We start from the raw sequence: 14,726 nt of genomic DNA on the forward strand, positions 1-14,726 counted from the left end.
CTCAGGATTGTTTCACAGGCTGCACGGTGATGACCTGCGGTGGCGTGGCATCAGCGGGATAGATCAGGCGAACGCGCACCTGCTTGGCCTCCCCTGGCTTGAGCATCAGCTGTCCCAAGGACGGCCCCTGCTGCCCCTGGCGCAGTACCAGGTGCTGGGTCTGGCGCCCCTTGGAACCACCCTCTGAATCCTCTAGACCCGTGGTCTGCACAGGCCCGCGGAACATCACCGGACCGTTGAGGTCATCGCGGAAGCGCAGCAGAGAGGTGGTGCTGTTGCCTTTGAGGGGCGAATCCAGCGACAGCTGAAGCGTGACCGCGGCTGAACCGGTGTTTTGCAGCGGCAGGGTGAGGTCGTACTCCACCCCGTAGTTGCCATGGGCTGCCCAGGCGGTGCCGGGATAAAAGCGTTTGAGTTCCGCGGTTTGCACCTGGTTGGTGGCGAGGGTGCCGCGCTCCAGGCTGCTGATCGGCCAGGAGATGGGGGCCTTGGGTGCGGCCAGCACCGGGCTGCCCGGGTCGGTGATGCGCGCCCGCCAGCTGCTGCCGATCTGAACACCGCTCACCCTGGAATAAATGATCTTGCCCTTGCTGCCCCGTGGGGTGGGTTGGTGCTCCTTGCTGCTCATGCGCTGGTCCTTGAGCAGTTGCAGCCAGTGCTGCTCGCTTGGAGCCTTGCCGTCTTCACCGTGGGCGGCCAGGGTGGCCAGCGCCACAGGTCCGGAGCTGTGGAAGCGCAGTTGCAGGTTGCGGCCGTTGAGCAGGGGATCGAGACCGGCCACGGGAATGGGCAGCAGCAACAGCTGTGTGGGTGCGCCGGGAGCCAGGCTCCAGCGGCGGTTGGTCAGTTCCGCTGCGCGGCGGCCGGCCAACAGATCTCCGGCCACACGGCTGCCGGGGCCAGACGCCACCACGTCGGTGGTTTCCGGCATCAGGCTCGGGAAGGGCAGGAAGGGGGCCTGGGTCTGGCCGGGCCCTGTGGCCTGCGAGAGCGAAGTGCTGCCCGAGAGCAGCTGCAGCGTCACAGGAGCATTCCCCAGCGGAGCTGCCAGCACCGCCAGCCACAGGGTTGAGCTGGGGCTGCCCTCCGTATCACCGGCATACACGTGGTGGCTGAACAGGTCGAAGCGACCGTTGAGCACCACCGGAACCGACGCCGCCTTCCCATCGGGGAAGGTTGAGATCAGGATGCCGTCGTCATCGATCAGTTCGGGGTTGTTGTCGTTCACCATCAACACGCTGTCGAGGCCTCCCGGCAGGGGGCGAACGCTCTGCTGACGCTCAATCACCTCCGCAGCGCCGGGCATGGTTGCAACAGCCAGCCAGGCAGCAGACAAAAGCGGAGCGAGCTTCATGGCTTGGGCGGAACGGGGACGGGTTTGAGGTGCGGTGCCATCGCAGCGGCGAGCCGACGGATCAGTTCGGTGGATCGGGGGTCGTTGAAGGGGCCCTCCACCAGAAATCCCGCCACAGCGCGTCGTCCGTCGGGGAGTTCGATCAGCCCAGCATCGGCGTAGGCGATGCCGATGTCACCTGTTTTGTTGTAGACGCGGTACCCCTTGCGGGCCAGGCTTGCGTCCGGTTCGCCCTGGGCGCCACCGAGGCCGCGCATCAAGCCCCTGGGCAGCAGCGTGTTGGTGATCGACGTGCCCATCACCTCGCGAAACAGATCCCGGCTGCGGGGGGCCAGCAGCTCGCCGCTGTCCACCAAGGCGATGGCCCGGCTGAGATCTCTGGCACTGGTGGTGTTGGTTCCGTCGAGATCCGGCAGCCAGTTGTTCACCACGGTGGAGGGCAGGTCTAGCTCCTGAAAGAGGGCGTTGATCGCATCCATTCCCCCTGCCCGGGCAATCATCAGGTTGGTGGCGGAGTTGTCGCTCACCCGGATCATTTCCGTGGCCACCTCATGGGTGGGGAAGCGGCTCCCCAGAGGCCGGGTGGCCATCCATCCGGCGCCTCCCCCCACCAGCTCCTTGGTGAGCGTGAGCGGCTCGTTCCACTGCAGTGTTCCCTGATCCAGCAGTTCCAGCACTGCGAGCAGGATTGGCGTCTTGATCGAGCTGGCGGCAGCCATCGGCCGTTCGGCCTGCATGGCCGCAAAGCGTCCGTCGTCGAGGATCAGCATGTAGGCGCTGGCCTGCAGATCGCTCTGTTGTGCGGCCAGCTCCAGCCAGCGCTCACTCAGCGCCCTGATTTCCTGCCTGGGGGCAAAGCGTGCCTGCTTCAGGCCCTTCGCCACCACAGAAGCAGTTTTCTTCCCTGTGGCGTTTTCAGTGCTGGGCGGCTCCACGGCGTCACCGAGCAGCGTGGTGATCAGGGCTTGATCGGCCAGCCAGCTGGGCAGGGCGATCTCCTGTTGCTGAACGCGGGGCGCCAACAGCCGCAGGCCGCTGCCGGTGAGCAGTCCAAGACCCACCCCCATCAACACCAGCCGCAGAATGAGCTGGGCCGGACCTTTCCAGCCGGCGGAGCGACGTGACGAACGACTGCTGCTCAACCTTTCAGCCGTGACTGTTCGGCAGAGATTAGGGGCGCTTGGCGCGGATGGCCCAGCGCAGTTGGCGCACCATTCCCCGCAGCAGAGCCACCTCTTCGGCGCGCACCGTGGCGCGTTGCAGCAGATCCCGCACCTTGGCCATGCGGGCTGAGGCGGTGTGCTCCAGCAGGAAACCGGCCTCCAGCAGCAGGTCAGTGGCGTCGTCAAGACAGGCTGAAAGCGCCTTGGCGGCTGCCGGGTCCGGCGATGGGGGCTCGATGCAGCGGGTTTCAGTGCTCCCGCTGTTGAGGCGGGCCAACTCATGCAGCGCCACCGCCACGGCGTGGGAGAGATTCAGCGAGGGATAAGCCTCCCCGCTCTGCAGGCAGAGAACCCTCTGGCAGAGCCGCAGCTCACTGTTGCTGAGGCCGCGGTCTTCCCGTCCAAACACCAAGGCCACGGGGGCGTCTGAGTTGAAGCTGCTGCCATCGCTGGCCAGCAACCAGCCCAGGGCCTGTTCGGGTGTTTGCAGGGGGATTTTGCCATGGTCCAGGCGTCCGCAACTGCCTACGGTGCGGCGGCAGTCATGGATGGCCGTCAGCAGGTCGGGAACCACCACGGCGCCCTGAAGCAGCGCCTGGCCGTGCACGGCCATCAGCATCGCCTCCTCGCTGAGGTGGTCACAGCGGGGGGCCACCAGCCGCAGCTCGTTCACCCCGAAATTGGCGCAGAGCCTGGCCACGCTTCCGATGTTCAGAGGGCCGGCCGGCTCCACCAGCACGACAACGGCATTCAAGGCAGCGGCTCAGCTGAGGGTGTGCAGGTAGGCCAGCAGGTCGGCCATCGATTGCGGTTCCATCTCAAAGCTCGGCATGGGGGGAGTCTCGCCACTGATGATCTGGTGCACCAGAACGGGGTCTTTGATCTGGTTGCTGACACCCTGAAGTTGAGGGCCCACCAACCCCTGGCCGGCCAGGCCGTGGCAGCCGGCGCAATTGATCCGGAACAGCTGGCCGCCGTGGTCCACGGCCCCCTGCAGCTCAAGGCTGGCCTTGATGTAGGGGTCCTGCTGGGCGCTGCTCAGAACCCAGAGCACCAGCACCACGCAGGCCGTGGCAGCCGACACCACCAGCGCGGCGATCAGGCCGCGACCCCGATCGCTCGAATCATTTGCATCAGCTGATGCCGATTCGGCCGCAATTCGTGACGGCTGGACCACAGACCTGGAGTTCCAATGAGAGAATTCTCCCTAATTCTGATTGCTGACGCGACGCGATGATCGAACCTCTGCTCTGCGGCATCGTTCTGGGTCTGATCCCCGTCACGCTGATGGGTCTGTTCGTGGCGGCATGGAACCAGTACCGCCGTGGTGGCAGCGCTCTGGGGGGCTGAGCAGCATCACGCTGCTGATGCCGTAGCGGCGTTGATCCACCACTGTCCAATCTGAGCCCGGTTCTGGGTTCAGGTTGGAGCGGTGTTCACACACCACCATAGAATCCTGGTGAAGCCAATTCCCCTCGGCGAGGGCGATCAGGCAGGGTTCGTAGAGGCCCTGGTCGTAGGGAGGGTCGAAATAGACGATGTCGAAGGGCTCCTGGCTCCAGCCCTTGCGCAGCCACGAGATCAGTTCCCGCCGTTCGGTGCGGATCTCCGGAGCCGGTGAACGGCTTGCAGCCACGGCACTGAGGTTGCTGCGGCTCACGCGGATGCACTGCGGGTCTTGATCAACGGCCACCACACGGCGCGCCCCCCGCTGTAGGGCTTCACAGCCCATCACGCCGCTGCCGCTGCAGAGGTCGAGCCAGCGGCAGTCCTGCAGGTGCGGCGCGAGGATGTTCATCACCGCTTCGCGCACCCTGGAGGTGGTGGGCCGAGCCGTGCGACCCCCGGGGCTCAGCAGCCGTCGCCCCCCGCTGAGGCGCAGTTGCCCGCCACCGCTCATGGGCAGGGTTCAGCCCCGTTGCGCAGCCAGGTCATCCAGCGTTTGAGCATCTCTTCTCCGGCATCGGACGACTTCTCCGGATGGAACTGGCAAGCGCCGACGCGGCCCCGCCAGACCACAGCGGTCACCTCCTGATCGCCGAAGGGAGCCGAGGCCTTGAGGTCATTCCGATCGCTGGGAACAGCGGCATAGCTGTGCACGAAATAGACCCACTCCGACGGGGCATCGTTGCTGAGCAGCGGGCAGGTGCCGTGATGCTTCAACGGAGCCCAGCCCATGTGGGGGATGCGTTCGCCGCTGTTGCTGGGCAGGCGGCTCACCAGTCCGCCCAAGAGCCCGAGGCCTGGATCGCTGCCTTCATCGCTGTGCTCGAACAGCAGTTGAAGGCCGAGGCAGATGCCGAGCAAAGGGCGATCCTCCTGGCCCCAGCGCAGCAGGTGGGGCACCAGTCCGGTGGCCCTGAGGTTGGCCATGGCCGGATCAAAGGCGCCGACACCGGGGAGGATCAGCGCATCGACGCCCTCCAGATCGTCGGCGTTATGGATCAAAGAGCAGCCCTGATCAAGCCGCTCGAGGCATTTCTCCACGGAATGGAGATTGCCCATGCCGTAATCGATTAACCCGAGATTCAGACTCAACCGGTCGATCCGTTCTGAAGACGGATTCAGAGGTACTTGGAAATGGTGCCTGACAGGGTTGCCTTGGGAACAGCGCCCACGACGGTGTCAACCTTCTGGCCGCCCTTGAACACCATCAGCGTCGGGATGCTGCGGATGCCGTACTGGCTGGCCACGTTGGGGTTTTCATCGGTGTTGAGCTTGAACACCTTGATCTGACCGTCAAATTCCTTGGCGATCTCTTCCACGATCGGAGCCACCATGCGGCAGGGTCCGCACCAGGGTGCCCAGAAGTCCACGAGAACCGGCACGTCGCTCTGGAGCACGTCCTGCTCGAAGGATGCGTCGGTGACAGCAGCAGCGCTGGACATATGAGCAGGTGAAATTAGAGAGAATTTAGCAACGGTTTCGAGCGAAAACACAGCTCTACCCTGCTGAGAAGGGAACTGTGACAGTCGCTCTCCACAAAGAGTGAAAGCCCGATCGCGCCGGGCCGGGGGGTGTGAGGAGTGTGTGGGCCGAAGCCCGCACACTTCCAATTTAGCCCTGCCTTACTTGCCCATTCCGAGGTGCTGGGCCTTTTGGTAGACCTTGCCTTCCGTCAGCAGGGAGGGGGCCACGACCACCTCCACCTGCTGCATCTCCTTGATGGTTTGGGCGCCCAGGGTGCCCATGGATGTCTTGAGGCAGCCCAGCAGGTTGTGGGTGCCGTCGTCCAATTTGGCCGGGCCACGCAGGATGCGTTCGATGCTGCCGGTGTTGCCCACATTGATGCGGGTGCCGCGGGGCAGCACCGGGCTCGGGGTGGCCATGCCCCAGTGGAAGCCCCGACCGGGAGCTTCCTCAGCACGGGCAATGGGGGAGCCGATCATCACGGCGTCAGCGCCACAGGCGATGCACTTGCAGATGTCACCGCCGGTGACGATGCCACCGTCGGCAACGATCGGCACGTAGCGACCGCTTTCCTTTTCGTAGTCGGCCCGGGCGGCAGCACAGTCGGCCACTGCGGTGGCCTGGGGAATGCCCACGCCGAGAACGCCACGGGAGGTGCAGGCGGCACCGGGGCCGATGCCCACCATCACGCCGGCGGCACCAGCCCGCATCAGCTGCAGGGCTACTTCGTATGTGACGCAGTTGCCGATCACCACGGGAACCCCCATGTCGCGGCACAGGGCTTCCAGATCCAGGGTCTCCTGGCCTGCAGGACCGGTGTGATCCGTCGAGACCACGGTGGCCTGCACGAAGAAGAGGTCGGCTCCGGCTTCGGCGATGGCCTTGCCGAAACGCATGGCGGCCACCGGAGTTCCACTGACGGCGGCAATGCCGCCCTGGGCCTTGATGTCCTGGATGCGTTTGCGGATCAGAGCCTCCTGAACCGGCTGGCTGTAGATCTCCTGCATCAGCGGGACGAATTCGTCCTTGCCGACGGCGGCGATGCGATCTAACACCTGGTTGGGGTCTTCGTAGCGGGTCTGAACACCCTCAAGGTTCAACACACCGAGGGCGCCCAGTTGGGACAAGCGAACGGCCATGCCCACGTCCACTACGCCGTCCATGGCGCTGGCGATGATCGGGATCTCGCGCTCGATGCCGCCCAGGGTCCAACGGGTATCGGTGACCTCGGGGTCCACCGTGCGACCCCCAGGCACCAGGGCGATTTCGTCGATTCCGTAGGCCCGGCGAACGGTCTTGGAGCGTCCGAGCTGAATGTCCACCGCGCGACTTCAATAAAGTTCAGATCAAGCTACCAATCGGGATGATCTGCTCAGCTTGACCGGGTCAGCTCGATCGGCCGGTCACGCGGGTCCAGGTGGAGCGGGCGCCCTTGATGAAGTTGTCCCGATCGCTGTTGCGGATCAGGTTGCGCAGGGCGAAGTTCACCAGCCAGATCACGCCGGCCAGCTCCAGCAGGCCTGGCACCAGAGGGATGCTGTTGATGGTGCTGAGCACGCCGGAGTAAACCGTCGCCACCAGGCTGAACACGATCAGGCCGCCCACAACCCGCAGCGGCAGCTGGGCTTTGGTCCAGAGCTCAGCCAGATCGTTCTGCTCAAGCCAATCCTTCACCTTGCCCACCAGCAGCTCCCATTCGCCGCCATCACCATCGGAGCTCTCCTGAGCAGGGATCGACACGGTGGAAGCAATCACCGGGTCTGGTGTTGGAGCGGGGGTCGGTGCCGGAGTGGGCGCCGGTATTGGGGCTGGCGTGGGTGCCGGAGTCGGCTCAGGTTCCTGTGTTGCGGCGGGCGTGGGCTCCGGTGTGGGGCTGGGGTCGCTGCCTGGGGTTTCGGCTTCAGGGCGCGGCTCGTCGACAGGACCCATCACGTCAGTGGAAAGCGTTCGGCACTTTATCCGGATTTTTCTGTTGCTTCCACTGTCCGAGATAGACTGACAGAGGACGTCTGATGCACGTATGACGGATTCTGTGGGGCCTGGCGGCGGCGGTCCCGGCGATTCCGACGATCGGATCATTCAGACGGACCTGCGCAACGAGATGTCGCGCTCCTACCTGGAGTACGCGATGAGTGTGATCGTGGGTCGGGCCCTGCCCGATGCCCGCGATGGCCTCAAGCCGGTGCATCGCCGGATCCTCTACGCGATGTACGAGCTGGGCCTCACCAGCGACAGGCCCTACCGCAAGTGCGCCCGTGTGGTGGGCGAAGTGCTCGGCAAATATCACCCCCACGGCGACACCGCCGTGTACGACGCCCTGGTGCGCATGGCACAGGACTTCTCTATGTCGATGCCCCTGATCGATGGGCACGGCAACTTCGGTTCGGTGGACAACGACCCACCGGCGGCCATGCGATACACCGAATCGCGGTTGCAGGCGCTCACCACCGACAGCCTCCTGGAGGACATCGAGGCGGAGACCGTTGATTTCGCCGACAACTTCGATGGCTCCCAGCAGGAGCCCACGGTGCTGCCGGCGCGGATCCCGCAGCTGCTGCTGAATGGTTCGGCGGGCATCGCCGTGGGGATGGCGACAAACATCCCGCCCCACAACCTCAATGAACTGATTGATGGCTTGCTCGCGTTGATCGCGAACCCGGAGATCACCGATCAGGAGTTGATCCAGCTGATCCCCGGACCGGACTTCCCCACCGGCGGTCAGATCCTGGGGCGCGAAGGCATCCGCGAGACCTACCTGGGCGGCCGCGGCTCGGTGACCATGCGCGGCGTAGCCAACATCGAAACGATCGAGGCCCCCGGGCGCCCCGATCGCGATGCGGTGATCATCACCGAGTTGCCGTATCAGACCAACAAGGCGGCGCTGATCGAGCGCATCGCTGAGCTGGTCAACGACAAGAAGCTCGAGGGCATCTCCGACATCCGCGACGAAAGCGACCGCGATGGCATGCGGATCGTTGTGGAGCTGCGCCGCGACGCCTACCCGCAGGTGGTACTGAACAACCTGTTCAAGCTCACTCCGCTGCAGAGCAACTTCAGTGCCTACATGCTGGCGCTGGTGAACGGTGAGCCGATCCTGCTCACCCTGCGCAAGATGCTCGAGGTGTTCCTCGACTTCCGGGTCGAGACGATCGAGCGCCGCACCCGCTACCTGTTGCGCAAGGCCGAAGAGCGCGACCACATCCTGCTGGGCCTGCTGCTGGCCCTCGATCAGCTCGATCCGATCATTGCCTTGATCCGGGCTGCACCCGACACGGCCACGGCACGGCAACAGCTGCAGGATCGCCATGGCCTGTCCGACATCCAGGCCGACGCCATCCTGCAGATGCAGCTGCGTCGTCTCACCGCGCTTGAGGCCGACAAGATCCGGCTCGAGCATGAGGACCTCGTCACCAAGATCGCCGATTACAAGGACATTCTTGGCCGGCGTGAGCGGGTGTTCGGGATCATCCAGGACGAGCTCGGCCAGCTGCGGGAGCGCTATCCGACGCCGCGCCGCACCGAAATCCTCGACCTCGGCGGTGGCCTGTCTGACATCGACCTGATCGCCAACGAGCGTTCGGTGGTGCTGCTCACCGAGACCGGCTACCTCAAGCGGATGCCGGTGAATGAATTTGAAGCCACTAGCCGCGGCACTCGCGGCAAGGCGGGCACCCGCAGCCAGGGTGAAGATGCGGTGAAGCTGTTCATCAGCTGCAACGACCACGACACCTTGGTGCTGTTCAGCGACCGTGGTGTGTCGTACGCCCTGCCCGCCTACCGCGTGCCCCAGTGCAGCCGTGCGGCCAAGGGAACACCGGTGGTGCAGCTGCTGCCGATCCCCCGGGAAGAAGCGATCACCACGTTGATTCCGGTGTCGGAATTCAGCGACGACACCGACTTGGTGATGCTCACCCGCGGTGGCTTCATCAAGCGCACCCGCCTTTCGGCCTTCAGCAACATCCGCTCCAATGGCCTGATCGCCATCAACCTGGAGGAGGGCGATGCCCTCACTTGGGTGCGTCTGGCTGTGCCCGGCGACAGCGTTTTGATCGGCTCCAAAGCCGGGATGACCATCCACTTCCGCCTCAGTGATGAGGAATTGCGGCCCCTGGGGCGTACGGCCCGCGGCGTGCGGTCGATGAACCTGCGCGAGGGCGATGCCCTGGTGAGCATGGATGTGCTGCCGGTGGAACTCGCCGATCAGGTGGCCGCCAGCGCAGACGATGAAGAGGATGCCGCCAGCGAGGGCCCCTGGGTGCTCGTGGCGTCGGCTTCGGGTCTGGGCAAGCGGGTGCCGGTGACGCAATTCCGCCTGCAGAAGCGGGCCGGCATGGGTCTTCGGGCGATGAAGTTCCGCACGGATTCCGACGAGCTGGTGGGGCTGAGTGTGCTCGGTGCCGGTGAAGAGCTGCTGCTGGTGAGCGAGAAAGGGGTGATCGTGCGCACCAGCGCCGATGCCATCCCTCAGCAATCCCGTGCTGCCACAGGGGTGCGTCTGCAGAAGCTCGACAAGGGTGACCGGCTGTTGAAGGTGGTGCTGGTGCCGCCGGAAGCGGAAGACGACTCCGCTGACGACACGTCGAACGACAGCGAATCGAGTGACACCGAAGCGTCTAACACTGAAAGCAGCGCGCAGGACGGCTGACCTTGGCTGAGCCGGTGGATGTGCTGGTGCTGGGGGGCGGTCCTGCTGCCCTCTGCATCGCTTCGGAACTGAACCAACGGGGTGTGGTTATTGCTGGCATCGCTCCCGACCCGGTCGACGATCCCTGGCCGAACACCTACGGCATCTGGGCCGATGAACTCAAAGCGGTGGGGCTTGAGCAGCTGCTGGAGCACCGCTGGAGCGACACCGTCAGTTATTTCGGCGAAGGCGGCTCAACGGCTCAAGATCAGAGCCATGCCCACGGGATCGACTACGGCCTGTTCGATCGGGCGGCCCTGCAGCGCCATTGGCTGGAGCGGGCTGAGGGTGTGGTCTTTCATCAAGACACCGTTGAGCGGGTGGATGTGAAGGGTGCAACCACCAGCGTCAGCTGCGCATCGGGAACCACGTTGCAGGCGCGCTTGGTGATCGATGCCTCCGGCTCGCGCACACCCCACATTCGCCGCCCGGATCAGGGACCGGTGGCGGGCCAGGCGGCCTATGGCGTGGTGGGGCGTTTCTCCAAGCCGCCGATTGAGCCAGGCCGGTTTGTGTTGATGGACTATCGCTGCGATCACCTCAGTGAGGAGCAGCGCAGCGAACCGCCCACGTTTTTGTATGCGATGGATCTGGGCGATGGGGTGTTCTTCGTGGAAGAAACCTCACTCGCCTTGGCACCGGGTGTTCCCTACGACGCGCTCAAGCAACGGCTCCAGCAGCGCCTGGATCGGCGCGGCGTGGAGATCACTGAGGTGATTCACGAGGAGTTCTGCCTCTTCCCGATGAACCTGCCGCTGCCGGATCGCAATCAGCCGGTGTTGGCCTTTGGCGGTGCGGCGAGCATGGTGCATCCGGCCTCGGGCTACATGGTGGGATCGCTGCTGCGGCGGGGTCCGGATCTGGCTGATGCTGTTGCCGAAGCCATCGCCAATCCAAGCTTTGGTTCAGCGGCAATGGCGCAACGGGGTTGGCAAGCGCTATGGCCGATCGAATTGGTGCTGCGCCATCAGCTCTATCAATTCGGTTTGGGTCGGCTCATGGGCTTCAACGAAGCGTTGTTGCGCACCCACTTCGACACCTTTTTCTCATTGCCGCAGGAGGAGTGGTTTGGCTTCCTCACCAACACCCTGCCCTTACCGCGCTTGATGGGCGTGATGCTGCGTTTGTTCGCCCTTTCGCCCTGGGAGTTGCGGCGAGGGCTGGTGCTTGGGGCAGCGAAGGATCAGGCGCCGCGGTTTTGAGATCGGTTCAAGAAAGATCCGATCCCCCAGTCAAGGGAGTTCTGAGCATCCACGCCTCCCTCAGATGAGGGAGGCGTTTGTTTATGAGTTGGGTGCAGAAGGCTGTGCCTTGGGCTGCAACGGAGCCCAGTCCAGCGGCTGAATCAGCGGGAACAGGCGGTCGTCCGTCTGCACCTCCTCGAGCCAGCCCTCCGGCAGCTCGGTGGTGCCATCGATCGCCTGCATCAGTTGCCAAAAGCGGCCCAGGTGGCGTTGCACCCGTTCTTTGGCCAGTTCGGTGGTGGTGCCGGCTCGGAGGATGAAGCTCCAATCCGACGACTGCGCCAGCAACAGTTCCCGAGCCGCTTGCTGCAGCCACTGCATCGCCTGCTCGCTGCCCACGCCGCGGCTGCAGCGCTGCACCATCGCGGCACTGGCCTTTTCCCACTCCGGGATGATCCAGGCGTTGCTGTCGTTCAGCCAGTAGTCGTGATAGCCCCCTTGCCCCCAGCTGGAGGGGCAGGGATCGCAGAGCTGAAGCTGGCCAACGCTGTTCAGCACATCGCGCAGTCGGGTGAAGGCCACCCCTTCCTGAGGAGCTTGCCGGAACAGCTGGCTGAGAAAAGCCGGGCCTTCAAACCACCAGTGGCCAAACAGTTCGGCATCGAAGGGGGCTACCAGCAGTGGAGAGACGTCCATGGCAGCGCTGAGCTGATCCAACTGCCGCCGGCGTCCCTGCAGGTAATCGGCGGCGTGCTCTTTCACCCGTTCCGCCGCCACCCCAGGTTCGTAGGGGCGTTTGCGGTCCAACGGAGCGCTGTGGTCGGTGACCCGATGCAGTTTCAGGCCAAGCGGTCGCGGCTGGTCGAGCCCCAGGGGTTTGAGCTCCTCGATCGGCAGGTCCCAACCCAGATCCCGATGGAACTCCCGGTAGTGGGGATCGCCGGGGTAGCCGTCCTTGGCCGACCAAACCGGCAGCGTGGCGTCACTGTCGCGCCCGAAAAAGGCCACCCCATTGCGGCTGCAGATCGGTGCGTACACCCCATAGCGGGGTCTGGGCCTGCCGTGCAGCAACCCATGCCCGTCCAGCACGGCGTAGCGCAGCCCTGCATCGCGCATCCAGCGATCCAGGCCCTCGTAATAGGCGCATTCCGGCAACCAGATCCCCAAGGGGCGTTCGCCCACGAGGCGTTGGTGTTCCCGCACCGCCGTGCGCAGTTGCCCGCGCACCGCTTCCGGGTGATGGCGCAGCAGGGGCAAATAGCCGTGGGTGGCGCCGCAGGTGAGCAGGTCCACCACCCCCTGGTGCTGCAGAGCAGCGAAGCGCTGGATCAGATCGCCGTCGCAGCTCTGCCAGCCCCGCCGGTGCCGCTCGATCGTGGCCGCCAGGTGTTCGGCGCCTGCGCGCAGGGATGGGTCGGCCTTCGGCAGCAGATCAAGCCTTTCCTTCAGCCAGTCGGGGAAGCGCTGCTTGAGGTCTTGATCGCTCAGCAGAGAAAGCAGCGTCGGCGACAAGCCGATGGTGAGCTTGGGCTGCTGGTGGGGGTCGGCGCTGGCCCGCTCCAGCGTTTCCAGCAGCGGCAGATAACACTCGATCAGGGCCTGGAAAAACCAGTCCTCCTCCAGGGAGCCAGGTTGTGCCGACCGCACGTAGGGCAGATGGGCATGCAACACCAGGGCGACAGCGCCTTTGGTCACGAACAAGCCCAAACGGTGGCTGAATTTAATCCGATTCCCCCTCGGGGGCTGAACTAAGATGGGTTAACTCATAGTCATTCCGACTAAGACCTCCGCTGGAGCCCCTTCCATGGCCAAGGACCCCGGTCGCGTCCTGATTTTCGACACCACCCTGCGGGATGGTGAGCAGTCGCCCGGGGCGAGCCTCAACCTGGAGGAAAAGCTGGCCATCGCACAGCAGCTGGCGCGGCTCGGTGTGGATGTGATCGAGGCGGGGTTCCCCTTCGCCAGCCCTGGGGATTTCGCCGCCGTGCAGCGGATCGCCCAGCAGGTGGGTGGCGACAACGGCCCGATCATCTGCGGCCTGGCCCGTGCCTCGCGGGCCGACATCAAAGCCTGTGCCGATGCCGTGGCGCCGGCACCGCGCCGCCGCATTCACACCTTCATCGCCACCAGCGACATTCACCTCGAGCACAAGCTGCGCAAGAGCCGTGCCGATGTGCTCGGCATCGTCCCCGAGATGGTGAGCTATGCCCGCTCGTTGGTGGAGGACGTTGAGTTCTCCTGTGAAGACGCCGGCCGCAGCGATCCGGAGTTCCTTTACGAGGTGATTGAGTCGGCGATTGCCGCCGGTGCCACCACGATCAACATCCCCGACACCGTCGGCTACACCACCCCGTCGGAATTTGGTGCCCTGATCGCGGGCATCAACCAGCACGTGCCAAACATCGGTGAGGCCGTGATCTCGGTGCATGGCCACAACGACCTCGGCCTGGCCGTGGCAAATTTCCTCGAGGCGGTGAAGAACGGCGCCCGTCAGCTCGAATGCACGATCAATGGCATTGGCGAGCGGGCCGGCAATGCCTCCCTCGAGGAGTTGGTGATGGCGTTGCATGTGCGGCGGCGTTACTACAACCCCTTCATTGGCCGGGAGGAAGACAGCCCCACGCCGCTGACGGCCGTGCGCACCGAAGAGATCACCAAGACCTCACGGCTGGTCTCCAATCTCACCGGCATGGTGGTGCAGCCCAACAAGGCCATCGTTGGTGCCAATGCCTTCGCCCATGAATCCGGCATCCACCAGGACGGCGTTCTCAAGAACCGGCTTACCTACGAAATCATCGACGCCCAGACCGTGGGCCTGTCCGACAACCGCATCTCCCTTGGCAAGCTGAGCGGCCGCAGTGCCGTTCGCGCCCGTCTGGAGGAGCTGGGTTACGACCTCACCCGTGAGGATCTCGATGAGGCCTTTGCCCGCTTCAAGGAACTCGCCGATCGCAAGCGCGAGATCACCGACCGTGATCTGGAGGCGATCGTCAGCGAACAGGTGCAGCAGCCGGAAGCCCGCTTCCAGCTCAAGCTGGTGCAGGTCAGCTGCGGCAGCAGCCTGCGCCCCACCGCCACCGTCACCCTTTCGGATGAAGAGGGCAGTGAAACCACGGGCTCGGCAGTGGGCACCGGTCCGGTGGATGCCGTCTGCCGTGCCCTGAATGATCTGGCGGGTGTGCCCAATGAATTGATCGAGTTCTCGGTCAAGTCGGTCACCGAGGGCATCGATGCCATGGGTGATGTGACCATTCGCCTGCGCCGCAACGGTGCGCTTTATTCCGGTCACGCTGCAGACACCGATGTGGTGGTGGCGGCGGCAATGGCCTTCGTGAACGCCCTCAATCGCCTGGTGGCCGGAGAGGAGCGCCAGTCATTGCATCCGCAGAAGGATCCTGTTGTCCTGGAGACCCGACCGACGCTCTAGAGCC

13 protein-coding genes and 1 pseudogene are annotated in these 14,726 nt (G+C 64.6%); 4 read left to right on the forward strand and 10 right to left on the reverse strand.

Annotated elements, in window-relative coordinates; all coding sequences use genetic code 11:
* Position 1: 1 nt before the first annotated feature.
* Genes DXY03_RS00205 through DXY03_RS00220 form a run of 4 tightly spaced genes read right to left on the reverse strand, consistent with a single transcriptional unit; the run spans position 2 to position 3,694 of the window.
* Positions 2-1,354, reverse strand: a complete 1,353-nt coding sequence (locus DXY03_RS00205; RefSeq protein WP_115008633.1) for a DUF3370 domain-containing protein — start codon at positions 1,352-1,354, stop codon at positions 2-4.
* Entirely contained in the window at positions 1,351-2,496 is a 1,146-nt protein-coding gene (locus DXY03_RS00210; RefSeq protein ID WP_115008634.1) for a serine hydrolase, read from the reverse strand. Before DXY03_RS00210 ends, DXY03_RS00205 begins: the two co-directional genes overlap by 4 nt.
* Before the next feature lie 28 nt (positions 2,497-2,524).
* Positions 2,525-3,271, reverse strand: coding sequence for an RNA methyltransferase (locus DXY03_RS00215; RefSeq protein WP_115008635.1), 747 nt, complete (start codon positions 3,269-3,271; stop codon positions 2,525-2,527).
* Between the two features lie 9 nt (positions 3,272-3,280).
* Complete coding sequence (locus DXY03_RS00220) at positions 3,281-3,694, reverse strand: c-type cytochrome (RefSeq protein WP_170951916.1); 414 nt, start codon at positions 3,692-3,694, stop codon at positions 3,281-3,283.
* A 56-nt stretch (positions 3,695-3,750) separates the two neighbouring features.
* Between DXY03_RS00220 and petG the strand changes: the two genes are divergently transcribed.
* Entirely contained in the window at positions 3,751-3,867 is a 117-nt protein-coding gene (gene petG / locus DXY03_RS12515; protein ID WP_071823076.1) for a cytochrome b6-f complex subunit V, read from the forward strand.
* 10 nt (positions 3,868-3,877) lie between these two features.
* On the opposite strand, the pseudogene rsmD reads toward petG, so the two are convergent.
* From rsmD to DXY03_RS00250, 5 genes and pseudogenes are all read right to left on the reverse strand, one after another.
* Positions 3,878-4,417: pseudogene (rsmD, locus tag DXY03_RS00230) on the reverse strand (16S rRNA (guanine(966)-N(2))-methyltransferase RsmD); the annotation flags it as partial.
* Positions 4,414-5,055 carry an imidazole glycerol phosphate synthase subunit HisH gene (gene hisH, locus DXY03_RS00235; protein ID WP_115008637.1) on the reverse strand — a complete coding sequence of 214 codons (642 nt, stop codon included), beginning with the start codon at positions 5,053-5,055 and terminating at the stop codon, positions 4,414-4,416. The pseudogene rsmD and the gene hisH, both read right to left, overlap by 4 nt.
* Positions 5,056-5,081: 26 nt before the next feature.
* The gene (gene trxA / locus DXY03_RS00240; protein WP_006851354.1) at positions 5,082-5,405 is read right to left on the reverse strand and encodes a thioredoxin; all 324 of its coding nucleotides are present in this window, start codon (positions 5,403-5,405) and stop codon (positions 5,082-5,084) included.
* A 180-nt stretch (positions 5,406-5,585) separates the two neighbouring features.
* Positions 5,586-6,749, reverse strand: coding sequence for a GuaB3 family IMP dehydrogenase-related protein (locus DXY03_RS00245; RefSeq protein WP_115008638.1), 1,164 nt, complete (start codon positions 6,747-6,749; stop codon positions 5,586-5,588).
* A 64-nt stretch (positions 6,750-6,813) separates the two neighbouring features.
* Positions 6,814-7,356, reverse strand: a complete 543-nt coding sequence (locus DXY03_RS00250; RefSeq protein WP_115008639.1) for a CAAD domain-containing protein — start codon at positions 7,354-7,356, stop codon at positions 6,814-6,816.
* A 91-nt stretch (positions 7,357-7,447) separates the two neighbouring features.
* Here DXY03_RS00250 and gyrA point away from each other — a divergent pair, with 91 nt between their 5' ends.
* A complete protein-coding gene (gene gyrA / locus DXY03_RS00255; protein ID WP_115008640.1) occupies positions 7,448-10,072 on the forward strand; it encodes a DNA gyrase subunit A in 2,625 nt (874 codons plus the stop codon).
* 2 nt (positions 10,073-10,074) lie between these two features.
* Positions 10,075-11,313: a lycopene beta cyclase gene (gene crtL / locus DXY03_RS00260; RefSeq protein WP_115008641.1), complete on the forward strand. Its 1,239-nt coding sequence runs from the start codon at positions 10,075-10,077 to the stop codon at positions 11,311-11,313.
* A gap of 81 nt (positions 11,314-11,394) precedes the next feature.
* On the opposite strand, the gene DXY03_RS00265 is transcribed toward crtL, so the two are convergent.
* Complete coding sequence (locus tag DXY03_RS00265; RefSeq protein ID WP_115009222.1) at positions 11,395-12,990, reverse strand: glycoside hydrolase family 57 protein; 1,596 nt, start codon at positions 12,988-12,990, stop codon at positions 11,395-11,397.
* A 109-nt stretch (positions 12,991-13,099) separates the two neighbouring features.
* On the opposite strand from DXY03_RS00265, the gene DXY03_RS00270 reads away from it, so the two are divergent.
* The gene (locus DXY03_RS00270; RefSeq protein WP_115008642.1) at positions 13,100-14,722 is read left to right on the forward strand and encodes a 2-isopropylmalate synthase; all 1,623 of its coding nucleotides are present in this window, start codon (positions 13,100-13,102) and stop codon (positions 14,720-14,722) included.
* The last annotated feature ends 4 nt before the right edge of the window (positions 14,723-14,726 follow it).

The organism is Synechococcus sp. N5 (assembly GCF_900473925.1).
Taxonomy (GTDB): Bacteria; Cyanobacteriota; Cyanobacteriia; order PCC-6307; family Cyanobiaceae; genus Parasynechococcus.